Genomic DNA, 21,080 nt, shown 5'->3' with positions numbered 1-21,080 from the left:
CGAACGCACGGTGAACGCCCGGCCTGTCGCCGGCCGAATATACCAAGGAAAGGTTAGAGTAGGAAACCATGAAGAAGATTGAAATCGCCCCCAGCATCCTGTCCGCCGACTTCTGCAATCTCGAACGCGACCTCAAGGCCATCGACCATGCCGACCTCGTGCACGTCGATGTGATGGACCATCATTTCGTGCCGAACCTGACGCTCGGCGAGCCGATCGTCAAGCGCATCTGCGAGGTGACCGACCTGCCGGTCGATGTGCACCTGATGATCGAGGACCCGGACCGTTGGGCCCCGGAGTACGCCAAGCTCGGTGCCTCCTCCGTCTCCTTCCATATGGGCGCCACGCATGCGCCCGTGCGCCTGGCCCGCCAGCTGCGCGAGATGGGATGCAAGGCCTGCTTCGCCGTGCGTCCGGCCGAGCCCGTCGAACCGATCTTCGACATCCTCGACGAATTCGACATGATCCTCGTGATGACCGTCGAGCCCGGCTTCGGCGGCCAGAAGTTCCTCGACAACCAGATGGCCAAGGTGCGTCGTCTGCGCGACGAGATCACGCGCCGCGGACTGTCCACGAAGATCCAGGTCGACGGCGGCGTGAGCCCGAAGACCGCGCATATCGTGGCCGAGGCTGGCGCCGACGTGCTCGTCGCCGGCTCCGCGGTCTATGGCGCCGAGGACCGCGCCGAGGCCATCGATTCGATCCGTGAGAAGGCCGCCGCGGCATACCGCGACTGAATCTCGACATGGAACGCCGCCTTACGCTGCGCCGCAACGTAAGGCGGATATGAGGAAAAGGAAACCGCAAGGAATATGAAGACTTTCGAATCGCTGTTCGCCGAGCTGAGCGAAAAGGCGAAGACCCGCCCCGAAGGCTCGCTGACCGTCGACGAGCTGGACAAGGGCACGCATTTCATCGGCAAGAAGATCGTCGAGGAGGCCTCCGAGACGTGGATCGCCGCCGAATACGAGGGCGCCGACCGCACCGCCGAGGAGATGAGCCAGCTGCTCTACCATGTGCAGGTCATGATGATCAAGCACGGCTTGACGCTCGAGGACGTCTACAAGCATCTGTGAGGCATGCGCGATATCCGTGCGTCCGGCCCCGCGGGACGATTCCCGTGGATCGCCGGCGTGCGGATGCCATGCATCCGAAAAACACGCATACCGGGGGAACACTGTTATGTTGAGAATCGCCGTGCCCAACAAGGGCATGCTGTCCGAACCCGCGTGGAACATGCTCGCCGAGGCGGGCTATCGTCTGCGCACCAATCCGCGCCAGCTCGTCGTCGAGGATCCCGACAACGACGTTGAGTTGTTCTACCTGCGCCCGCTGGATATCGCGGTCTACGTCGGCCGCGGCACCATCGATGTGGGCATCACCGGACAGGATTTGCTGAAGAACTCCGGCACCGAGGCGCTCGAGCATATGCCGCTTGGCTTCGGAGCCTCCACCTTCCGTTTCGCCGCGCCCAACGACTCGCCGATCAGCGAGCTCAAGGACATCGACGGCAAGCGCGTGGCCACCTCCTTCGACAAGCTTGTGCACGATTACCTGGTCGAGCGCGGCATCCAGGCCGAGACGATCCATCTGGACGGCGCGGTCGAATCCTCCGTGCAGCTGGGCGTCGCCGACTTGATCGCCGACGTGGTCTCCACCGGCACGACGCTGAAGAACGCCGGTCTGCGCATCTTCGCCGATCCGATCATGCATTCCGAGGCCTGCCTGATCCGCTCGCCGCGCCTTGAGGAAAGCGATCCGCGCCTGACGATTCTCTCGCGCCGTCTTGAAGGCGTGCTTACGGCCCAGCGCTACGTGCTCATGGACTACGACATTCCGGTCGAGAAGGTCTCCGCCGCCGTGGCCGTGACCCCCGGCTTCGAAAGCCCCACGATCTCGCCGCTGCACGACAAGCAGTGGGCCGCCGTGCGCGTCATGGTGCCCCGTGCGAAGGTCAACCAGCTCATGGACCGTCTCTACGAGGTCGGCGCACGCGGCATCATCGTCACGGCGCTGCAGGCCTCCCGCATGTGAGCCGCCGGCGAACACGACACGTCGGGTACAATCGGACACGATGAGCGAACACAACGAGAACGCGAGCTACAGCCCCGAGGCACGGGACGTCTATCTGACCGTCCCCAATCTCATCAGTGTGCTGCGCATCCTTTCCATCCCGATCGTCGCATGGCTCGTCACGCGGCATCAGATGGTGCCTGCGCTCATCGTCTTCGCCATCGGCTCCATCTCCGATGGGCTTGACGGCATCCTGGCCCGCAAGCTCAATCAGGTCTCCAAGATCGGCCAGCTGCTCGACCCGATCGCCGACCGACTGCTCATCCTGTGCTCGGTCGTGGCCCTTGGCATCAGCGGCATCATCCCGTGGTGGATGATCATCATCATCGGGCTGCGCGACCTGTTCATGGCCGTGCAGGTGCTCTGGCTCGCCCAGTACGGTTACGGCCCCCTGCCGGTCCATTTCGTCGGCAAGGCCGGCACGGCGCTGCTGATGATGTCCATCGTCGCGCTGATCGTCGCCGACCTGGGCACGGGCTCCTTCTTCGCGCTGCTGCATCTGGCGGCCCTCGCCGCCGGCATCTGGGGCGTGTTCCTGTATTGGATGGCCGGATACATCTACTTCCGTCAGGGCGTGACCGTGCTGCGCGAGGAGCTGGGGCACGGCGGCAAGGCGCGCGCATGAGCGGCGACGGGGGCAGGGCGCCCGCTTCGTATCCAATCGCCGGCCAGCCGCCGCGGCGTCCGCGCACGGCCTTCTCCCGGGATTTCGCCGCCCTGGCCTCGCATCATGCCGCTCCGCCGACATTGTCGCTGGGGGAGGAGAGCCGGCGCCGGCGTGTGCGCCGCGACGCCTCGTTGCGCCTGATCGATGATCTGACGAATCTGTCGGTCGATCCGATGTTCGGCGATTCCAAATTGGCGGCCAAGCCACGTTCCGCCCTTGACATATGGGTCACGCGGGCCGTTGTCTTCGTGCTGTGCATCGCCGTGGGATTCGCCGGCAGTCTGTTCGTCCAGCGTTTGCACGCCGACCCCCGCAAGGCCGTGCGCACCAGCCTTGCCTCCGACCTGGAGTCGCAGAGCGCCAAGCTCGATGATCTCAGCCGCGAGGTCGAGACACTGCGAGGGAAGGTCGAGCGGCAATCCCAGCGGCATGCCGGCACCGCGCTCAGCGACACGCAGCTCGCCGACGAAATGACCAATGGCATGCTTCCCGTGAAAGGGGAGGGCATCGTCCTGACGGTCGCGGACCCGATCGCCACCGGCGACAAGGAGGGGTCGTTGCCGCGCGACGGCGCTGGCACCGAACGCATCCGCGTCATCACCGACGCCGATCTGCAGCAGTTGGTGTCCCTGATGTGGGGCGCCGGCGCCGAGGCCATCGCCATCAACGGGCATCGTCTGGGCGTGCAGACCTCCATCCGCGCCGCCGGTTCGTCGATTCTGGTCGGCGTCTCCGCCGTCACCAGCCCGTATGCGATCGAGGCGATCGGCGACAAGGACGGACTGGCGCGCGCCATGGGATCCGAGTCTCTGCCGGGCTTGTACGATTCCTATAAAGAGGCCGGCATTTTTCCCCAGATATCGAAGTCGAATGCGATTACACTGGGAGCTGCGGTCACCGGAGAACTGACGTATGCGAGGAGGAACTAGATGGCAGCGGTGCTCGGACTGATCATCGGTGTGGTGATCGGCGTGTTCGTGCGGCCGGACATCCCGGTCGTGATCCAGCCGTATCTGCCGATCATGGTCATCGCCGCCCTCGATGCGCTGCTCGGCGCCGCCCGGGCGTATTTCGAACGCTCCTTCCATGACCGGGTCTTCGTCATCTCCTTCGTAGCCAACGTCGTGACCGCGACCCTGCTGGTCTTCCTCGGCAACCAGCTGGGCGTGGGCTCCCAGCTGCAGACGGCCGTCATCGTCGTGCTCGGCATCCGTATCTTCTCCAACGTGTCGGCCATCCGACGCTTCATCTTCCGAGGCTAGGCCATGGTCGAGGATATCGAGGACATCGAAGGAACCGGGGACGCCGGCAGCCCCGCGGGCCGGGCCGACGGCAAGGAGGACACGGTCACCCGCATGCGCGAGCGGCGGCAGACCGACCGTCGCAACGACCGGATGGAGACGGGGTCCTTCCCGCGTGTGCGCCGGAGGACACCAAGCAAAGCCAGGGGATCCAAGGACGGCGGCAAGGCCAGGGCCGCCAAGCGGGACCTCAACGCGAACGCCACGCGTGCGCGTCTGGTCTCCAGTGTGCTTGTCGCGCTGCTGTGCGCGTTGCTCGGCTTCGGCTATATGTCGCAGATCAACAACCCCACCTCGACCTACGAGACGATGAGCGAGGACGAACTCAACCGGCTCATCGGCGAGACCAGCACGCAGATCGGCAACCTCGAACAGCGCAAAAGCGAACTGACCCAGCAGCTCAACACGCTGAAGAACGAGGCGGACAAGAACGAGGCCGCGCGCAAAATCGCCAGGCAGAACGAAGAGACCAGCGGCATCCTCTCCGGCAGACTTCCGGCCAAGGGCGAGGGCATCGTCATACGCATCGGCCGTGGCACGAAGGAACGCATCGACGCGACGACGATGTTCAACCTCATCGAGGAGCTGCGCAACGCCGGCGCCGAGGTCATCGCGCTCAACACCGTGCGCGTCACCGCCCGCACCTACGTGGCCGACGCCGAGGGCGGACTCGTGTCCGACGGCATCGAGCTGCGCGCGCCCTATGTCGTCAAGGCCATCGGCGACCAGCAGAACCTGTCCAACGCCGTCAATCTGGCCGGTGGCGTCGGTTCGCGCCTCAAGGTCAAATTCGGCGCCAGCGTCGACATCGAGGCCATGGACGAGGTCGTCATCGATGAAACCAGCGATGCTTCGCAATATCAATACGCAAGGACGGTACAATAGCGCTTATGACTGATCCGATTCCCACCGCAGGCGAAACCACCATCATCGGTATCCCCGCCATCCATATTCCCGTCACCTCGACCGGCGACCGTCCGCTGACGCAGGAGGACCTTGACACCATCGCCCGTCTGTCCGACGGCACGGCGCTGCTGATCTCGACCAGGGGAGCGGTGTCCGGCTCGCGGTATCTGCTCGACGAGGACGAGGTGAGCGTCGGCCGCGACCCGCGCGCCGACATCCTGCTCGACGACTCGACCGTCTCCCGCGCGCACGCGGTCTTCCATCGCGTCGCCGGCGGCTTCGAGGTCGTCGACGCGGGCAGCCTCAACGGCACATACGTCAATCGTCAGCGCGTCGAGAGGGCCCGTCTCAACAACGGGGACGAGATCATCATCGGCAAGTTCCGGCTCGTCTTCTTCACCAAATCCGCCGTAATCTCGTGAACCCTTCACAAAGCCGGTGTTAGTCTGGTCCCGGACATGGAAATCGCACCGGTGTAATAACACCAGCGTCACTTGGAGAGGGGAGCGGCATGGACGAGAACCGCACAGCCATCGGGCTGCATCTGCATATCCCGCTTGAGGAACGCGATAACCTCAACGAGGGCGCGGTGCAGGGCTTGCTGTTCGTCACCACCGATGACGAGGCTCCCAAGCGCGGATACCGTGGCACCGTCGCGTCGAAAGCCGCCGGCATCACCTACCGGCAGCTGGATTATTGGGCGCGCAAGCAGATCGTCGAACCGTCGATCACGCCGTCCCACGGCTCCGGTTCGCGGCGGCTGTATTCCTTCAAGGACGTGGTCATCCTCGCCGTTTCCAAGAAGTTGCTGGATGCCGGCGTCAACCTCGTCAATGTGACCACCGCCATCGGGTTCCTCTCGCAGCGCACCACCGCACAACTGGAGGACGTCACGATCATGTGCGACGGCCAGGAGGTGCATGAGTGCACGACCAGCGAACAGATGGTCGACCTGCTGCAAAGCGGCAAGGCCGTCTTCGCGATTTCCGTCGGTTCGCTGTGGCACCAGATCAAGGACGCGCTCGAGCACGAGGATTATGTCGATCTTGAGGCCGCGCCCGCTGGCGTGGCGTCCGGGCGTCCGATCGACGAGCTGACGATGGCCCGCATGCGCCGCAAGCTCGAGGCGCAGCGCCAGGCGCGCGCCGAGCACAGGCAGTCCGCGTGAGTTCCCTGGTCCAAGCCATTCCGGCCGGCCTGTGGTTGGTCGGAATGCTGCTGTCGTTCTTCGTCATCAACATCACCGTCGTCCGCAGCCGGTATGGAGCGGGCCGGCACCCCGTCGTCCGCCCGGTGACATGGGGGATGGTCGGCGTGCATCTGGCGTCCCTGCTGTGTTTCATCGCGTCGTTCGCCGCCTTGGCGCTTGCCCGGAACGGACTCGATGTCGATGTGTTGGACTTCTATGCACATGTGCAATGGCCTGCGCTGGCCGTGGTCTTCGTGTGCGTGCTTGCGCAGGATGCGCTGATGTATCTGCAGGCGCGCCGTGCCATGCGCACCCAGATGGATGAGACGCTCGGACACACCGCACGTCGCGTGGGATGATGAGGATGCCGTGGCATGGAGGCTGCGGCTGCCGTTCCTTCGGAAGATTGTCCGGTTGATGTGTGCAAACACCAATCGATGGCGAGGAAAGGAACACATCATGTGGATTGAATGCGAAGGCGCCGAAGTCATGGGCGGTTATGAATATGCAATGCAGCGCCTTGACACCATGCAGTTTCTCACGGCTAAGGAGAACATCGACGACACCTCCGACAATGAGCTGAATCTGATCAGGGAGATGCTTCATTCCCCGGTTACGGGGGAGTGGACGAATGATCCCGACAAGGCCTTGAAGGCCGAGTCGTTGAACGGAGGCATGATCAGCGAGTTCGAGGTGGCGTCGACGTCGGTTGCGGATTGGAACTCATGGTGGGATTTTCCGGCGTTCCGGGAGGGGGTCGAGGAGAGCGATTTCGAGGGATACACGGAGGATCGTGCCTGGGAGTTCAGCCAGCGGTTCCTCAAGCCCGGATATCGCTTGGTGCGCATCCCCTTCGTCAATGACGGAGATCTGGACGAGCTTGAGGACAGCGTCTTATCGACGGACTTCGACACTCTGGAGGAATACGAGGCCTACAGACGCGAACATCCATCGCGATTCTACAATTCCGTCGATTACTTCGACTATGCGAAGCTGCGCGACGAGGTCTTCGGCCACGAGGCCGCCATCGCGGCCCCGGGAGAACCGGTTCCTCCGGATGCTCCTTGGTCCGCATGTTCCGCCGAGGAATTGAAGGATCGGTTCGGCCTGCCCGAGTGGGCTAGGTAGAGAGTTCAAGGTCGGTCAGTCAGGAGTCATAGGCGCCTTTTGTTGTTTCGTGGCGGTGGGCACGGGACACTTTGGCGTCATTCCGCGGATCTGCAATGGTTCGCTTTTGAGACCTCTTCAATTGTCCGATAAGGTATGTTATGTCAGATTAGTGATTGAAAAAAACAATGACACCCAATGACCGACTGTCCTGCCTTGACTACTCCGTGGGCGTTGACGATGACAATCGATATCAATCGCGACAAGCGTCGACGAACGTGTCGAACAGTTTTTGCGAACGCTCGTCGACTTTGTAGAGGAATTCCGGATGCCATTGCACGGCCCATAGGAATCGACTGGCGGGCCGATGCATCGCCTCTATGATGTCGTCCGGCGCCGTGGCCATGACCTCGAAGCCATCTGCCAACTTGCGCACCGCCTGATGATGGTAACTGTTGACCGTGATTGTCCGTTGCCCTTCGAACAGTTCCGCCAATGGCGTGCCGGACGCAAGCGCCACGGTATGCCCGAAGGTGTCGTAAGGCGGTTTCGTCATATGATGCTCGACGGCGCTGGGATGTTCGCTGGGAAGATCCTGCCATAGCGAGCCTCCGAACCAGCGGTTGATGAACTGAATGCCGCGGCAGATGCCGAACACCGGCTTGTCCAGCTTCGTCACTTCCTCAAGCAGCAGCGATTCCATCCGGTCCCGCTCGATGCTCAGCGCTTCGGAGCGTCCTGCGACGTCGTTCGTGTCGACATGCCTCTCATCGATCGTGTTTCCCGGCCTCACCCAAGGTCCGACGTCCGGCCCTCCGGTGAACAGAAAACCATCGAACAGTTGCGCGCAGCGCCGGATGCCGGCTGGGCCCGCGCTCAGGGGCAACATCACCGGCACGCCGCCGGCCCGCTCGATTCCCTTCATGTATCCGGGCAGCATCCACAGACTGTCTCGCTTGTAATCCATCAAAGGAGTCAATGCGATCAGCGGACGGTCGACAGTCATATGAATCTCCTTGCTTATCGTGGCTTGCTATTCTCCACCATAGCTCCCCATGGCCATCCGCTGTTAACGGCCTTTTATAGGGATTCAAAAAGTCCGTTTCTCGTCATGAGCGGAAAACGGACTTGTAAAACTTGCAAATGAAGAAATATCTTCAGGCGAAGTATTCGTTGACGGCGGAAGCAAGCTGATCCACGGCATCGATGATGCGGTAGCAGCCATGCCCGGTGAGTTCGCCGTCCTCGGCGTAGCCCCAGGCGCACCCGAGGCAGTCGAGTCCGCAGGCCTTGGCGCCGTCGGCATCGGTCCAGCGGTCGCCGACCATCAGCGCGCGGTCGCCGGCGGATGGATCGAATCCGATGTTCTCGAAGCAGTATCGGATGACCTGGTCCTTGTCGAGACGCGAATTGTCACGGCTGGCGCCGTAGATGCCGTCGACCATCGGCGTCACCTTGAAGCGGTCGCAGATCGGCTTGGCCTGGTATTCCGGCTTGCAGGTGGCGACGGCCAGATAGTAGCCGTCGGTCCTCAGCGCGTCGAGCTGTTCGGCGATGCCCGGGAAGACAGCGTTGACATAACGCCCCGGGACCTTGGGACCGCCGGGATTGTTGGGATCGTCGAAGACGGTGCGGTTGGCGTAGAAGTCGCGGTAGATCTCGACGCCGCGCTCCAGCTGGTCGTCGGGCACATGGTTGCGCTCAAGCGATTGGATGATGGCCGGGCCCACGAAACGACGCAACTCGGCGTCATCGGGCATCGGCTGGCCCAATTCCTCGAAGACGCCGCGCACCGAGGCGATGATGCCGGGCGCGGAATCGGTGAGCGTGCCATCGAGATCGAGCAGCACGACCTTCCTGCCATTGCGGGTCATACGACTCCCCCATTTCCTGTCAACGAAACACATTGCCGGAACATATCCCGCCAGTCTGGCTCACTCGTAGTCCGGGAACCAGCCTTCGCGGTGCATGGTGAGGCGCTTGTCGAGCAGGACCTTGAGCTCCTCCTCGCTGCGGCGCTCGAGCAGCATGTCCCAGTGGGTGCGCGCGGGCTTGCCTGCGTCCTCTCCGGCGTGCTCCTCGTCGCCCTCGCGATGGGCGATCTGCCCGCAGCGGCACTCCCAGTCGTCCGGAATCTCCGCGCCCTCGGCGAAGGGCAGAATCGTGCGATGGCCCTTCGGACAGATATAGGCCACGTCGCTGCGCGCGGCGAAATCGACGTTATCATCGGATTCCAACGACTTCGCGCCGATGCTCATGCCTCTCAGGCTTCGTTCCGCCATTCCCTTTTCCTCCTTTTGCGTGACGTACCCACGCTACAAAACAGTTCGGACGTGTCTGCCATCGGCGCAGCGGTTCTTCGAAGCGCCGGAATGCCAAGTGATTATTCGACGCCGGAATATGCGACGATGCCCCGGTTGACCAGGTCGGTCGCCTCGCGCGCCGTATCGGCCAGGGAAGCGTGCTCCTGCCCGAGCCAGGGACCTGTCACGGAGATCTGCTGGAGCACATCGGCCAGCCGTTTCGCATTGCGCACGAAATCGCCGCCGGTCAATTCGGTGCCCCTGAGGACGGTGGACAGATCGTCTCCATCGGCCCAGTCATAGATCACGTCGACGATGCCGAAATCGAGCTTCGCCAGAGGCTCGAGTCCCATGTCCTCGCAGAGCATACCCACCTGTCCGTGCGCATGTGACAGGGCCTCGGCGGCACTCGCCACCGGTCCCCTCGCGCCGCCCGGGTAGCGGCGCGGCTCTCCCCCGCCGCTTCGGCGCGCCTCGTAGACCAATCCCGACAGCACGGCCGCGAGGGCCGCCGGAGGCAGCAGGTCGAAGGCGCCCGAGAAGATGGCCTGCGCGAGCACCAGATCCTGCTCGCTGTAGAGACGGCGCAGCAACTGGCCCCGTTCGGTCAGCGACAGTCGTGTGTCCGCGGCGTAGCCGGCGCGGCGTCCGCCGAAGACGTCCATGGCATCCGCGATGGGTGCGGCATCCCCGCCGTTCTCGCGGCGCAGATATCCCAGCTGCTCCAGCACCGCGCAGATGCGGCGGTCGAACTGACGCGCCACCTAACCGGTGCGCGAATCGTATCGATTGCGCACGCGGGCCAGTTCGCGCGTCTCGCGCGCCCAGCGGTGGCCCCAGGTCAGATGCCGCTTCAAGTCCGGGCAATCGCGGCACGGATGGTTCCGCTCGGCGTCGCGCAGTTGCTCGATCCGCCGGTCCAGCTCGCGGAAGGCGGCTTTGCGCGCCTTGTCGGAGCCGAAGACCTCGCGTTTGAGCCGGTTGCGTTCCCCACGTTCGAGGTCCGTCAGACGCATGCGGATGTCCATGAACTCACGGAAGTCGCCGTGTTCGCAGGCGAAGGCCTCTTCATATCCGGCCAACGAACGGGATAGCGTATCCATCTGCGCCTCGAGCGCTCCCGCGGACTCATTGGCCTCCCACTGCGCGAAGGAATGGTCGAGTGTGACGCGGGCGGTCGCGTAGTCGCTGGAATTGAGCAGGTTGACGGCCATGTTGAAGGTCGGACGGAAACTCGAATGCAACGGATAGACGCGCTTGGAGGACAGGGCTGCCGCAGTGGCGGGCACGAAGTCCCGGTGGTCGACGACGACCGCGTGCCCGATCGTGTCGATGCCGCGGCGGCCTGCACGGCCGGTCAGCTGGGTGAACTCCCCCGGCGTCAGCGCCACATGGCCGGTGCCGTCGAATTTCTCGAGTTTCTCGACGACGACGCAGCGGGCCGGCATGTTGATGCCAAGGGCCAAAGTCTCGGTGGCGAAGACCACCTTGACCAGACCCTCCTCGAACAGACGTTCGACGATCTGCCGGAACAAGGCGACCATGCCGGCGTGATGCGAGGCGAAGCCCTCCTCGAGGGCGAAGCGGAACCGTGCGAAACCAAGCGCCTTCAGATCCTCGCGGCTCAGCTGGCCCTCCACCATCTCGTCGACGATGGCGCGGATGCGGCGAACCTCGTCCTCGTTCGTGAGCTCCAGTCCCGCGTCGAGGCATTGGTCGACCGCCTGGTCGCAGCCGTTGCGCGAGAAGATGAAATAGATGCCGGGCAGCATTCCGAGGAAGTTGAGTTCGTCGACGACGGCCCAGCGGCGAGGCATATGGCGCGTCGGCCTGTCGCCCCGTCCGCCGCGCACCGCGGCCGGTCGGTGTCCGCGGGCGCGCCAGCCGCCGTGGCCGCCTCGCCGGTCCATGCCGTCCACTCGTCCCTTGGCACGTCGCGCCGCCGCGCGGTCGAGCTGGTCGAGGCGGGAGACCAGCGTGGCGTTGAGCGCCGTGGTCTGGTCTCCGTTCTCGTCGCGGCGGTAGAGGTCCAGCAGCTCGGGTTCCGTGCGGTCGTCGGCCTGCACCAGCACATGCTGTTCGAGCGGCACTGGGCGGCGTTCGGAGACGACCAGCTTCGTCGAGCCCCTGACCGAGGCGATCCACGCGGAGAAATCCTCGACGTTCGACACGGTTGCCGACAGTCCCACTATCCTCACGTCGGCGGGCAGGTGGATGATGACCTCCTCCCACACGGGTCCGCGGAATCGGTCGGCCAGATAATGCACCTCGTCGAGGATGACGTAGCGCAGGGCGCCGAGCGTCGTGGAACGCTCGTAGAGCATATTGCGCAGCACCTCGGTGGTCATCACGACGATATCCGCCTCGGAGTTGATCGAGGTGTCGCCGGTGAGCAGGCCCACGCGGTCGGCGCCATAGATGGCGACAAGGTCGTGGTATTTCTGGTTGCTCAGGGCCTTGATCGGCGTGGTGTAGAAGGCCTTGACATTGCGCTCCTGGGCGAGGAAGACCGCGAAGTCGGCCACGACCGTCTTGCCGGCGCCGGTGGGCGCCGCGACGAGCACATTGTCGCCCGCCTCGAGCGCGTCGTTCGCCTGTTGCTGGAAATCGTCGAGTTCGAAGGGCAGCGTCGAGGCAAATCGGGCGGCCGCGGAAGACGCGTGCCGTTGGCGTTTGCGGAAGGCCGCGTATCGTTGCGCGGGCGATTGTCCCGCCCCGTCTTGGTGGTTTCGTGCCATATCAGTGTTCCCGTGTGATTCCGTGCTGTGCGTGTCGCTGTACGTGTCATGCGCGCCCGCGCATGTGGGGTTCCTCCGTGCGACGGCGCCGATGGCGTCGATTGCGGCTGGACGGGCCGGAGCCGCCCGGTTCAGTCGGCGTCCCGCATCCAGTCGGCCCACTGCTCGACGTGACGCTCGCGGCGGCGCATGCGCCGTTCGACCACACCGGCATGCGCGTCGGCATATCGTTCGGCCGCCTCGGCCAGGGGCTTGGTGAACAGCGGCGCCTCGTCGGCGCGTTCCGCCGGAACGGGCTCCCCCATCGCATCAAGCCGTTCGGACAGACGCCCGCCGACTTCGGAAAGGGAAGCCAGTCCGCGCATCGCATGCAGGGCCGCGTAGACGACGCCGGCGACGAGCATGGCGAGCATGAACAGCGCCAGGACGAGCCAGATCCACCAAGGCATGTTCACCGACCGCCGTCCGCGGTGTCGAAATGCCCCAGGCTCAGCTCGCGCTGGGCCCGCGCCACGATCATCGTGCGCAGCGTCTCGGGCGCGACGGCTGTGATATGACGGGCGTGCGCGATGCAGAAGGCCACGAACCATGAATCGGAGGAGACGGTCAGATGGACCTTCTCGCCGGCGCCGTCGCTTTCGACGGTCGCGCCGGGCAGCGAGGAGACGAAGCTCAGATCCTTGCCGTCGGTGACGAACATCGCCTCGGTGCCGTTGTCGAAGTTCCACTTGCGCAGCTCGCTCACCGGCACGTCGGGGACCTCGAAGGCTTCGGTCGGCTCAATGATATGGGCCTGTTCGATGCGGGCGACGCGCAGCGTCTGCCAGGTGCGGGGCTTGCCGTTGGATTTGTTGACGGTCGGGTTCTTCTCGACCAGGTCGAGCTTGTCCTTGGGCGCCACCTTGGCGACGTCGGTCCACACGGCGGCATAATATACGCCCTCGTCGACGAAGAGCTTGGCGGGCGCGACCAGCTTGCGCCGTGTGCGGCCCGCGCCGTCGGTGTATTCCATCTCCATCAGGGAGCCCTTGGAGATGGCGCGCTTGACGATCGAGAAGTTGCGTGGTTCGAGTTCGTATCCGGTCAGCGACAGCCACGGGGTCTGCCCGGGGCGCACATGCTGGCGCAGACGTTCGTAGAGGGAAAGCGCCTGCGCGCGCTGCTCGTCGGGCAGCAGCGGGGATCGCGCCAGATAGCTGGCGGAGGCGGTGAGCATGCTCAGATACTGCTGCGAGATGCCCGCCAGGCGTTCCAGTCCCAGCGAATTGGTGGCGGAGACGATGCCCTCGGCGTCGAGCAGCGACCAGTCGATGTCGAAGAACTGGCTGCCGGCCATCTCGCCGTCGTCGGAGACGGTCGTCAGCGTGTTGATGTCCTTGTGGATGATCGCCACGCGCTTGCGGGCCTCCTCCTCGGTGCGCGAGTGGCCGATGAAGCGCTCGGCAAGCTCGGCCAGGGAATACTCCTCCCCCAGATGCGCGGACAGGAAGAGCATGAGCCGCAGACGCCGGTCGACCTCGCTGCCGGTCTGGAACGCCGAACCCGGTTTGCGGGCATGCGCCTTGGACAGCTCGTCCTCGTCATCGGATTCGCCCCGGTTGATCGAGGAGACGACGACCGTGGCCTTGGCCCCCGATTCGCTGTCGTCGGCCAGCGCGAAGGCCGAGGCCGCGTCGAGACGGCGGTGGAAGGCATCGGCGGCCTCCTGGGGGCTGACGATGACGGCGCCGGGATGCTCGAGCACGAACATGGCCAGATCGTCGGAATCGGTGTAGGCGACGTTGATGTGCTCGCCGTCCACGTCTACGGTGGCGGTGAACTGGCGCGAGTCAATGACCTTGACCAGTGCGTCGGGGATGGTCTGCGTGCCCAGTCCGGGGGCGATGGAGTCGAGTCCCAGCCCCGGTATCGGGGTCTGGGGCACGCGCGGGGCGGTGCGCGAGGCATGCTGCCCCGACTGCGACTGGGCCTGCTGGTCGTTGGACTCGGATGCCATCGACATCGAGCGGGCCAGATAGTTCGCCGCGGCGAGCACGGGCAGGTCCTCGGGCTTGAAGATCATGCGCACCCTGGGCTCGTCCCCCAGCTGCAGACGGTAGGAGGCGAAGTCCTGCCCCTCGGACTTCGAGGAGTATTCGGGCTGACGGGATTCGATGGCGATGCCCATGGCCGCGAGCTTGGCGCGGTCGCGCTGGAATTGCTTGGCGAAGGCCGCCTTGGCGGCCTGGTCGGCCAGCTCGCCGTACGAGTCGGCGTATGCCTTGACTCGCTGGGCGATCTGCCGGGAGGTGAGCCACTGGGGGAACGCGGATGACAATACGGCGAGCACGTCGAGTTCATGCTTGCCCCACTTGTCGGAAAAACGCCGCCTTCCGCTGCTACCCTCTGCCATTAGTCCTCACGGTTCGTTAATGTGTAATTTTATATGCGACGAATCGCACCCGTATCTATATTACGGTGTCGAAGACGCGAACAGGGTCATTTTTCAAAAAATGACCCTGTTTTCTTCATGGCGCGTATTTTCGGCGTCACCACACGATGAGAACGCTCACACCCATTCGTCCGGTTCAATCCCCTGCGGGCCCACATATTCGCCGTTCGGCACATAGCTGGGCTTGTCCGGGTCGTCCAGCACCGCGTCCGCGAACATGACCACATTCCGGCCAAAGGTCCAGTCGCCCCGGATCGTCACCGAGGCCGCGGCGGCCAACGACGGCACTGAATACGGGAACCGCTCGTCGAAATCGTGGATGTTGCGGTAGTACCGCGGATCCAGCTCGATCTTCGGGAAGATGTAGTTGCCGTCCTCCATCTCATACGAGTCGGTCAGATGGAAGCGGTCGGAACGCAGGATGAACAGATCATCGGTGGTTTTGACCGGCAGGAAGCGCATACGGTCGACCTGCACGCAGATCGCGCCGTCGAACAGGGACACGGCCGCGCCCATCGCCGTCTCAAGCTGCACGACGGGAGTGGATTCGGAATCGGTCGGATCGACGGTCTTGTGGTTGCGGATCACCGGCAGCGGCAGCACGCCGTCGTATTCGGCGAGCTTCTCCTTGAGGGCGTCGATGCGCACCCAGATCGAATTCGTGTTGAAATACGGGTGCTTGTCGATGTTCTGAGCATCCGCCTTGTCATCGGGATGGACCTGGCTCATCTCGCGCAGCATGAGACGGCCTGTGGCCTTGTCACGCACGATATGGCCGCCCTTGCGGTCGGCCCAGGTGCGCGTGGCCACCTCGATCATGATGGGCGCGCCGGTGTTCTCGAAATGCTGCGCCAGCGTGCGCGAGGGGCGGGCGCCGAGGTTGTCGGAGTTCGAGATGAACAGGTATTCGAAGCCGCGTTCGGACAGCACATCGAGCAGACCCGATTCCCAGATCGTCGAGAACAGGTCGCCATGGCCCGGCGGGCACCATTCGAGGCCCGGATCGGCGGGCCACAGGACCGGCTCGCCGGTGGCGGCGTCGAGCTTCGGCTCCTGATGCTGCATGATCTCCATCGGCACCTGCTCCTGGCGGAACTTCGGGTGCTGGCGGAGCACTTTCATCGTGTCCGCGGAGGTGCGGAAGGAGTTCATGAACACCAGCGGCAGCTCGACGTTCAGGCGGGTGCGGGCCGTCATCACCTGACCGATGATGATGTCGATGAAGCGCATCTGCTTGGCCTTGTGGCGGCGCACAGGCAGCAGTGACTTCGCGCAGTCGAGACCCATCGAGGTGCCGAGTCCTCCGTTGAGCTTGATGAAGGCGGTTTTGGCGAAGGCATCCACGGCCTTGTCATGGTTGATGGTCTTGTAGACGTCGTGGAAGCTCGGCACCCGGGTCAAAGGCTTGACATCCTCCTCTCGGATCCAAGTCGACTCCTCCTCGTGGCGCCACACGTTGTAGAGATGATGGAACTGGTTGATGGCCGTTTCACTCATGCCGGCATCGCGCATCTTCGCGGCGGACTTGTCGAATGCGTCGTCCATAGCGGTCACTGGTGTCCTCCTTGTGCGGGAACGTTCCCTGTCTTCAGGATGCCTAGCTAGTTTACCCCCGTTTTTGGTGTGGAAGCAGTCATTCAAGGGGGTTAACAGGGGTATCCTCGGCGGCAGGCCACGGGTTATGTGATATATGAAAAACCGGAATCCACATCATACGTGGATTCCGGAACTTCAGTCGGGCCAGCGGGATTTGAACCCGCGACCCCTTGACCCCCAGTCAAGTGCGCTACCAAGCTGCGCTATGGCCCGAACATTGCTTTTCGCAACAGTTGGATAACTTACCACAACCAGCGGAATAGTCAAGGGCGGGCGGCTTCGGTGTGTTGCGCTGCGCATGAGAGTCCATACGCAGCGCAACACACGTTATTTGCGCTTCTTCTTCTCGCGGATATTGACCGAGATCTGCACCGGCGAGCCCTCGAAGCCGAATTCCTCGCGCAGGGAGCGCTCGAGGAAGCGGCGGTAGCCATGCTCGAGGAAGCCGGTGGCGAAGATCACGAATCGCGGCGGACACGTCGAGGCCTGCGTGGCGAAGAGGATGCGCGGCTGCTTGCCTCCGCGGATCGGATGCGGATGCGCGGCCTGGATGCGGCCGAGGAAGGCGTTGAGCTTGCCGGTCGGGATGCGCTTGTCCCAGGATTCCAAGGCGGTGCGCATCGCGTCGGCCAAGCGGTTGGTGTGCCAGCCGGTTTTGGCCGACAGGTTCACGCGCTGCGCCCAGGTGACGCGTTCGAATTCGGTGGTCCACAGCCGCTCGAGGCGCTGCTTATCGAATTCGTCCATCGCATCCCATTTGTTGAACACGAGCACGATGGCGCGGCCGGCGTCCACGGCGGAGCTCATGACCTTGAGATCCTGGTCCGAGATCGGCACGGAGGCATCGAAGAGGACCAGCGCCAGTTCGGCGCGCTCGATGGCGGCCTGCGTGCGCAGCGAGGAATAGTATTCGGCGCCCGTGAGCTTGTGCTGGCGGCGTTTGATGCCGGCGGTGTCGATGAACATCCAATCCTCGCCGTCGACGCGGATGATCTCGTCGACCGGATCGCGCGTGGTGCCGGCGATGTCGGAGACGACGGCGCGTTCCTCGCGCGCGAGTTTGTTGAGCAGCGAGGATTTGCCGACGTTCGGCTTGCCGACCAGCGCCACGCGGCGCAGACCGGAGGGCGTCAGATAGCCGGAGGTCTTCTCCGCCTTCTTGAGCGAGTCGATCGCCGCGTCGAGCAGATCGCCCACCCCCCTGCCGTGCATGGCCGAGATCGCATGTGGCTCGCCCAAGCCGAGTTTCCAGAACTCGGCGGCCAGATATTCGCCGTCATGGTCGTCGATTTTGTTGACGGCCAGCGTCACCGGCTTGCCGGAGGCGCGCAGCATCCTGACGATCCGCTCGTCGGTGTCGGTCATGCCGGTCTGTCCGTCGACGACGAGCACCACGGCGTCGGCCAGATGCACGGCCACCTCGGCCTGCGAGGCGATGGCCGAGTCGATGCCCTCGACATCCGCCTCCCAGCCGCCTGTGTCGACGAGTTTGAAGTCGGTGCCGGCCCATTCGGCGTCGTAGCTGACGCGGTCGCGTGTGACGCCCGGCGTGTCCTCCACGACGGCGGCGCGGCGGCCCAGGATGCGGTTGACCAGCGAGGACTTGCCCACATTCGGGCGCCCCACGATGGCCAGCACGCCCACCTGCCTGGGGCCGGGGGCGGCCGAGGTCGTGGCACCGTCCTCCGCGCCCTCGATCAGCGCCTCGTCGCCCTCGTCGAGCTCGTAGTCGTCGAGGTTCGCGGCGTAGCGCTCGTATTCCTGCTCCTCGATCGCCTGGTCGACGAGGCCGACGAGCGCGTCGAGGGTCTGCGAGAAGTCGAGGTCGGAGTTGTCGAGGGTCGTCACGCCGTCGGCCGCCTCGGTGAAATTCGTCACCTTGGAATCGGCTTTGTCACGGGCGGCGACGTCGTCGGCTCCCACGCCCGTGCCCGCGACCGCCTGTCCGGTTCGGCGTGCCTGACGCACCTCCTCGCGGGCCGTGAGCAGCACGCGCACCTCGGCGTCGGGGGCGACGACCGTGGTGATGTCGCGGCCTTCGGCCACCACGCCGAGCCCTCCGGAGAAGGAGTCCCGGTCGGCCTCGCGCGCGATGTAGGCGCGCTGGGCCGCGATCAGCACATGCCGCACCGGGATGATGTTCGAGACCTTCGAGACATGCGAGGAGACCTCGGCGGAGCGGATCGCCTCGGAGATGTCCTCGCCGTCGGCGCTCACGCCCGGGGCATCGGGATCGACGGAGATGTCGAAATGCCCCTCGGTGAAGAACTCCCCCACCGCCTCGGTGACGGTTCGCTCATCAACGCTTTCGGCGTCGAGATCGATGCCCCGCTTCAGGCACCACCATGCGCAGGCACGATACATGGCGCCCGTGTCGAGATAGGCGAAACCGTAGTATTTGGCCAGCGCCTTGGACGTCGAGGATTTGCCGACGCCAGCGGGCCCGTCGATGGCGACGCGGATCACAGGCCGACCTCCTTCTGCAGGGAACGGATCTCGGTCTGGCTCAGGACGCGGTAGGACCCGGGCTTGAGCTCGCCGAGCTTGATCGGGCCGATCTGGGTGCGCACCAGGCGCTTGACCGGGAAGCCGATCGAGCCGAAGATGCGGCGCACGATGCGGTTCTTGCCCGAGTGCAGCACGACCCTGACGATCGTGGTGTCGCGGTTCGAGTCAATGATCGAGCAACGGTCGAGCTTGATCCACCCGTCGTCGAGCTGCACGCCCGTGGTCACCAGCCTGCGGCACACGGTGCCGGAGATCTTGCCTTCGAGCGTGGCGATATACGTTTTCTCGACCTCGTAGCGGGGATGCATCACATGCTGCGAAAGCTCGCCGTCGTTGGTCATGAGGATCAGGCCCTCGGAATCGTAGTCGAGGCGGCCCATGTGGAAGATCCGCTCGTATTTGTCGCCGACGATGTCGCGCAGCGTGAAGCGGCCCTTGGGATCGTCCATCGCGGACAGCACGCGCTTGGGCTTGTTCAGGGCGAGGGTGACGTGGTTCTTGTTGACATGCACGCGCGAGCCGTCGACGCGCACGCGCTGGCGGTCCGGATCGACGCGGGTGCCGAGCTCGGTGACGAGCTCCCCGTCGACCTCGACGCGTCCGTCGGTGATCATCTGCTCGCATTTGCGCCTGGAGCCGAAGCCCGCCTGGGCGAGCAGCTTCTGCAGACGGATGCGGTTGGTGTCGTCATGCGCCTTCGCGGCGCGGGAATATGCGTTTGGCATCGTTCTCCCAACGTGGCCGGATATGGTATCAGATATTCCACACCATCCTAGCGGACGGGGCTGATACACTTGGGCCTCGTTCGGCGGGGCTCGCCCCGCGACCCGAAGGAAAAGGAACAACGGATACGCATGACTGACATGCTTGCAACAGATACCGGCGCACAGACCGCTGCGACGCCGGCGACGGACTTCACGGATGACATGGGCATGGATGTGGATATGACGCCGCAGACGGCGGGGACAACGCCGACGGCCGGCCATACGAACGGCATCACGGCGGACTCGGGCCCGTGCCTCGCGGTGCGCGTCGGCGCCGAGCTGGCGGGCAGCTTCTTCGTCTGCTTCGCCGTCTATGCGCTCGCCTCGTTCGGCTCGGCGATCTTCGGCATCAACATGGCCTATGTGGCCGTGGCGACCGGCGCGGCCTATGCCGCCGTCACCTTCGCGCTCTCCCGCGTCTCCGGGGCCCAGCTCAACCCGGCGGTGACGCTGGCGGCGGTGCTCACCTCGAGGACGAAGGTGCTCGACGGCGCGCTGTATGCGGTGTTCCAGCTGGTCGGCGCGCTCGCCGCCGGCGCGTTGGTGCGCTTCCTGCTGCCGACCTCCGAGCAGATCGCCAGCAGCATCTGGTTCACCCCGATGGTCAACGGATATGACAAGAACTCGGTGACCTATGCGACGATCGGGCAGTATGGCATCAGCTTCGGCATCTCGCAGGCCATCGCCGTCGAGCTCATCGCCTCGCTGATCATCGTGGCCGTCGCGATGGCCACGCTTGGCTCCAAGCGTCAGGCGCCGGCGATGGGTCTGGCCTATGGCATCGGCGCGGGATTCACCTTCCCGGTGACCAACGCCGCCCTGAACCCGGCGCGTGCCACCGGCATCGCGGTGTTCGCGCGCGACGCCGGCCTTCAGGACAATCCGCTCGGCCAGCTGTGGGTGTTCTGGCTGTGCCCGGTGCTTGCCGCGGCTCTGGTGGCCCTGGCGATGATCGTGACCGAGATGATGCGCGACGCCGCCGCGAAGAAGAAGGCCGTCGCGTCCACCGAGGCCGCGCAGGCCGATTTCATGATGAACGGCGCCGATGCCGCCGAGGCAAACGTCGCTGCCGCCGATGCCACCGGATATATGCCGGCGCAATCCTCACATGATCAGGCCGATGCTCAGGAAGGTGCCCAGCAGGCCGAGCCCCAGGGCGATGCCGATGAAGGCGTCGAACGGCACTGACCGGATCTTCCACGGGCTGCGTTCGCGCAACACCAGGCGAATCAGCCCGCAGACGATGGCCGTCACGGCAACCAGAGCCGTGGCGGCCATCGTGTATCCGAATACGGCGAGCACCGTGGCCAGCACGACGACGCAGGCCACGCACCATTCGAACCACGGCTTGCCCTCGTGGTCCTCGGAGACGTATGGGTGGTTCTTCATGCTGGCTCCTTGGGTTGGCTTTCTGTGAGTTTCGGATTGCGAAACGTCCGTGTGGTCGGGTAAGTAGCCACACGGACGTTTCTCTGTGGTCATCGACGAACAGTCCAC

Annotated in this window: 21 protein-coding genes, 1 tRNA gene and 1 pseudogene; 12 read left to right on the top strand and 11 right to left on the bottom strand. The window is 64.3% G+C overall.

Features of this window, described 5'->3' with window-relative positions; all coding sequences use genetic code 11:
- The first annotated feature begins 68 nt into the window (after positions 1-68).
- From rpe to AC1AUD_RS00955, 11 genes are all read left to right on the top strand, one after another.
- Positions 69-737: a ribulose-phosphate 3-epimerase gene (gene rpe / locus AC1AUD_RS01005; protein ID WP_476571247.1), complete on the top strand. Its 669-nt coding sequence runs from the start codon at positions 69-71 to the stop codon at positions 735-737.
- 75 nt (positions 738-812) lie between these two features.
- A complete protein-coding gene (locus AC1AUD_RS01000) occupies positions 813-1,076 on the top strand; it encodes a phosphoribosyl-ATP diphosphatase (RefSeq protein WP_003826436.1) in 264 nt (87 codons plus the stop codon).
- A gap of 106 nt (positions 1,077-1,182) precedes the next feature.
- Entirely contained in the window at positions 1,183-2,034 is an 852-nt protein-coding gene (gene hisG, locus AC1AUD_RS00995; protein WP_476571244.1) for an ATP phosphoribosyltransferase, read from the top strand.
- Between the two features lie 40 nt (positions 2,035-2,074).
- Positions 2,075-2,698: a CDP-alcohol phosphatidyltransferase family protein gene (locus AC1AUD_RS00990; RefSeq protein WP_476571242.1), complete on the top strand. Its 624-nt coding sequence runs from the start codon at positions 2,075-2,077 to the stop codon at positions 2,696-2,698.
- Positions 2,695-3,669, top strand: a complete 975-nt coding sequence (locus tag AC1AUD_RS00985; RefSeq protein WP_476571240.1) for a DUF881 domain-containing protein — start codon at positions 2,695-2,697, stop codon at positions 3,667-3,669. The genes AC1AUD_RS00990 and AC1AUD_RS00985 overlap by 4 nt, the downstream gene beginning before the upstream one ends.
- The gene (locus tag AC1AUD_RS00980; protein WP_476571238.1) at positions 3,670-4,002 is read left to right on the top strand and encodes a small basic family protein; all 333 of its coding nucleotides are present in this window, start codon (positions 3,670-3,672) and stop codon (positions 4,000-4,002) included.
- A 93-nt stretch (positions 4,003-4,095) separates the two neighbouring features.
- Positions 4,096-4,926, top strand: a complete 831-nt coding sequence (locus tag AC1AUD_RS00975) for a DUF881 domain-containing protein (RefSeq protein WP_476571751.1) — start codon at positions 4,096-4,098, stop codon at positions 4,924-4,926.
- 5 nt (positions 4,927-4,931) lie between these two features.
- Positions 4,932-5,369 carry an FHA domain-containing protein gene (locus AC1AUD_RS00970; RefSeq protein WP_476571236.1) on the top strand — a complete coding sequence of 146 codons (438 nt, stop codon included), beginning with the start codon at positions 4,932-4,934 and terminating at the stop codon, positions 5,367-5,369.
- An 89-nt stretch (positions 5,370-5,458) separates the two neighbouring features.
- Positions 5,459-6,115, top strand: a complete 657-nt coding sequence (locus tag AC1AUD_RS00965) for a MerR family transcriptional regulator (RefSeq protein ID WP_476571234.1) — start codon at positions 5,459-5,461, stop codon at positions 6,113-6,115.
- Positions 6,112-6,495 (top strand): hypothetical protein, encoded by a 384-nt coding sequence (locus tag AC1AUD_RS00960; protein WP_476571232.1) that lies wholly within the window; start codon positions 6,112-6,114, stop codon positions 6,493-6,495. Before AC1AUD_RS00965 ends, AC1AUD_RS00960 begins: the two co-directional genes overlap by 4 nt.
- 100 nt (positions 6,496-6,595) lie before the next feature.
- Positions 6,596-7,264 carry a hypothetical protein gene (locus tag AC1AUD_RS00955; RefSeq protein WP_476571230.1) on the top strand — a complete coding sequence of 223 codons (669 nt, stop codon included), beginning with the start codon at positions 6,596-6,598 and terminating at the stop codon, positions 7,262-7,264.
- Between the two features lie 232 nt (positions 7,265-7,496).
- Here the strand turns inward: AC1AUD_RS00955 and AC1AUD_RS00950 are convergent, their stop codons facing one another.
- The 10 genes and pseudogenes from AC1AUD_RS00950 to AC1AUD_RS00905 form a co-directional block, all read right to left on the bottom strand.
- Positions 7,497-8,249, bottom strand: a complete 753-nt coding sequence (locus tag AC1AUD_RS00950) for a gamma-glutamyl-gamma-aminobutyrate hydrolase family protein (RefSeq protein ID WP_476571228.1) — start codon at positions 8,247-8,249, stop codon at positions 7,497-7,499.
- Positions 8,250-8,400: 151 nt separating this feature from the next.
- Positions 8,401-9,117 (bottom strand): HAD hydrolase-like protein, encoded by a 717-nt coding sequence (locus AC1AUD_RS00945; protein WP_476571226.1) that lies wholly within the window; start codon positions 9,115-9,117, stop codon positions 8,401-8,403.
- A gap of 60 nt (positions 9,118-9,177) precedes the next feature.
- Positions 9,178-9,525: an RNA polymerase-binding protein RbpA gene (locus tag AC1AUD_RS00940; protein WP_476571224.1), complete on the bottom strand. Its 348-nt coding sequence runs from the start codon at positions 9,523-9,525 to the stop codon at positions 9,178-9,180.
- 101 nt (positions 9,526-9,626) lie between these two features.
- A pseudogene (locus tag AC1AUD_RS00935) lies at positions 9,627-12,284 on the bottom strand (DEAD/DEAH box helicase).
- Between the two features lie 131 nt (positions 12,285-12,415).
- Positions 12,416-12,733, bottom strand: a complete 318-nt coding sequence (locus AC1AUD_RS00930) for a hypothetical protein (RefSeq protein ID WP_476571749.1) — start codon at positions 12,731-12,733, stop codon at positions 12,416-12,418.
- Between the two features lie 2 nt (positions 12,734-12,735).
- Entirely contained in the window at positions 12,736-14,676 is a 1,941-nt protein-coding gene (locus tag AC1AUD_RS00925) for a helix-turn-helix transcriptional regulator (RefSeq protein ID WP_476571222.1), read from the bottom strand.
- A 156-nt stretch (positions 14,677-14,832) separates the two neighbouring features.
- The gene (locus AC1AUD_RS00920) at positions 14,833-16,260 is read right to left on the bottom strand and encodes a UTP--glucose-1-phosphate uridylyltransferase (protein ID WP_476571747.1); all 1,428 of its coding nucleotides are present in this window, start codon (positions 16,258-16,260) and stop codon (positions 14,833-14,835) included.
- Positions 16,261-16,450: 190 nt separating this feature from the next.
- Positions 16,451-16,524: transfer RNA gene (locus AC1AUD_RS00915), tRNA-Pro, on the bottom strand.
- Between the two features lie 114 nt (positions 16,525-16,638).
- Positions 16,639-18,777 (bottom strand): bifunctional cytidylate kinase/GTPase Der, encoded by a 2,139-nt coding sequence (der, locus tag AC1AUD_RS00910; RefSeq protein WP_476571220.1) that lies wholly within the window; start codon positions 18,775-18,777, stop codon positions 16,639-16,641.
- On the bottom strand, positions 18,774-19,544 hold the full coding sequence (locus AC1AUD_RS00905; protein WP_476571218.1) for a pseudouridine synthase: 771 nt from the start codon (positions 19,542-19,544) through the stop codon (positions 18,774-18,776). The genes der and AC1AUD_RS00905 overlap by 4 nt, the downstream gene beginning before the upstream one ends.
- A 129-nt stretch (positions 19,545-19,673) precedes the next feature.
- Between AC1AUD_RS00905 and AC1AUD_RS00900 the strand changes: the two genes are divergently transcribed.
- Positions 19,674-20,771: an MIP/aquaporin family protein gene (locus AC1AUD_RS00900; protein WP_476571216.1), complete on the top strand. Its 1,098-nt coding sequence runs from the start codon at positions 19,674-19,676 to the stop codon at positions 20,769-20,771.
- Here the strand turns inward: AC1AUD_RS00900 and AC1AUD_RS00895 are convergent.
- On the bottom strand, positions 20,688-20,972 hold the full coding sequence (locus AC1AUD_RS00895; RefSeq protein ID WP_476571214.1) for a DUF3017 domain-containing protein: 285 nt from the start codon (positions 20,970-20,972) through the stop codon (positions 20,688-20,690). The two genes, AC1AUD_RS00900 and AC1AUD_RS00895, sit on opposite strands and share 84 nt — an antisense overlap.
- Positions 20,973-21,080: the final 108 nt, after the last annotated feature.

The sequence above is a fragment of the Bifidobacterium sp. LH_730 genome (genome assembly GCF_056355835.1).
The sequence above is the reverse complement of the archived record's forward strand: the minus strand, read 5'-3'. Positions and strand labels throughout refer to the sequence as shown.

Excerpts from the sequence above, each read along its gene's own strand:
- rpe (WP_476571247.1), top strand. The coding sequence starts at position 69 with ATGAAGAAGATTGAAATCGCCCCCAGCATCCTGTCCGCCGACTTCTGC.
- AC1AUD_RS01000 (WP_003826436.1), top strand. The coding sequence starts at position 813 with ATGAAGACTTTCGAATCGCTGTTCGCCGAGCTGAGCGAAAAGGCGAAG.
- hisG (WP_476571244.1), top strand. The coding sequence starts at position 1,183 with ATGTTGAGAATCGCCGTGCCCAACAAGGGCATGCTGTCCGAACCCGCG.
- AC1AUD_RS00990 (WP_476571242.1), top strand. The coding sequence starts at position 2,075 with ATGAGCGAACACAACGAGAACGCGAGCTACAGCCCCGAGGCACGGGAC.
- AC1AUD_RS00985 (WP_476571240.1), top strand. The coding sequence starts at position 2,695 with ATGAGCGGCGACGGGGGCAGGGCGCCCGCTTCGTATCCAATCGCCGGC.
- AC1AUD_RS00980 (WP_476571238.1), top strand. The coding sequence starts at position 3,670 with ATGGCAGCGGTGCTCGGACTGATCATCGGTGTGGTGATCGGCGTGTTC.
- AC1AUD_RS00975 (WP_476571751.1), top strand. The coding sequence starts at position 4,096 with ATGCGCGAGCGGCGGCAGACCGACCGTCGCAACGACCGGATGGAGACG.
- AC1AUD_RS00970 (WP_476571236.1), top strand. The coding sequence starts at position 4,932 with ATGACTGATCCGATTCCCACCGCAGGCGAAACCACCATCATCGGTATC.
- AC1AUD_RS00965 (WP_476571234.1), top strand. The coding sequence starts at position 5,459 with ATGGACGAGAACCGCACAGCCATCGGGCTGCATCTGCATATCCCGCTT.
- AC1AUD_RS00955 (WP_476571230.1), top strand. The coding sequence starts at position 6,596 with ATGTGGATTGAATGCGAAGGCGCCGAAGTCATGGGCGGTTATGAATAT.
- AC1AUD_RS00950 (WP_476571228.1), bottom strand. The coding sequence starts at position 8,249 with ATGACTGTCGACCGTCCGCTGATCGCATTGACTCCTTTGATGGATTAC.
- AC1AUD_RS00945 (WP_476571226.1), bottom strand. The coding sequence starts at position 9,117 with ATGACCCGCAATGGCAGGAAGGTCGTGCTGCTCGATCTCGATGGCACG.
- AC1AUD_RS00940 (WP_476571224.1), bottom strand. The coding sequence starts at position 9,525 with ATGGCGGAACGAAGCCTGAGAGGCATGAGCATCGGCGCGAAGTCGTTG.
- AC1AUD_RS00930 (WP_476571749.1), bottom strand. The coding sequence starts at position 12,733 with ATGCCTTGGTGGATCTGGCTCGTCCTGGCGCTGTTCATGCTCGCCATG.
- AC1AUD_RS00925 (WP_476571222.1), bottom strand. The coding sequence starts at position 14,676 with ATGGCAGAGGGTAGCAGCGGAAGGCGGCGTTTTTCCGACAAGTGGGGC.
- AC1AUD_RS00920 (WP_476571747.1), bottom strand. The coding sequence starts at position 16,260 with ATGGACGACGCATTCGACAAGTCCGCCGCGAAGATGCGCGATGCCGGC.
- AC1AUD_RS00905 (WP_476571218.1), bottom strand. The coding sequence starts at position 19,544 with ATGCCAAACGCATATTCCCGCGCCGCGAAGGCGCATGACGACACCAAC.
- AC1AUD_RS00900 (WP_476571216.1), top strand. The coding sequence starts at position 19,674 with ATGACTGACATGCTTGCAACAGATACCGGCGCACAGACCGCTGCGACG.
- AC1AUD_RS00895 (WP_476571214.1), bottom strand. The coding sequence starts at position 20,972 with ATGAAGAACCACCCATACGTCTCCGAGGACCACGAGGGCAAGCCGTGG.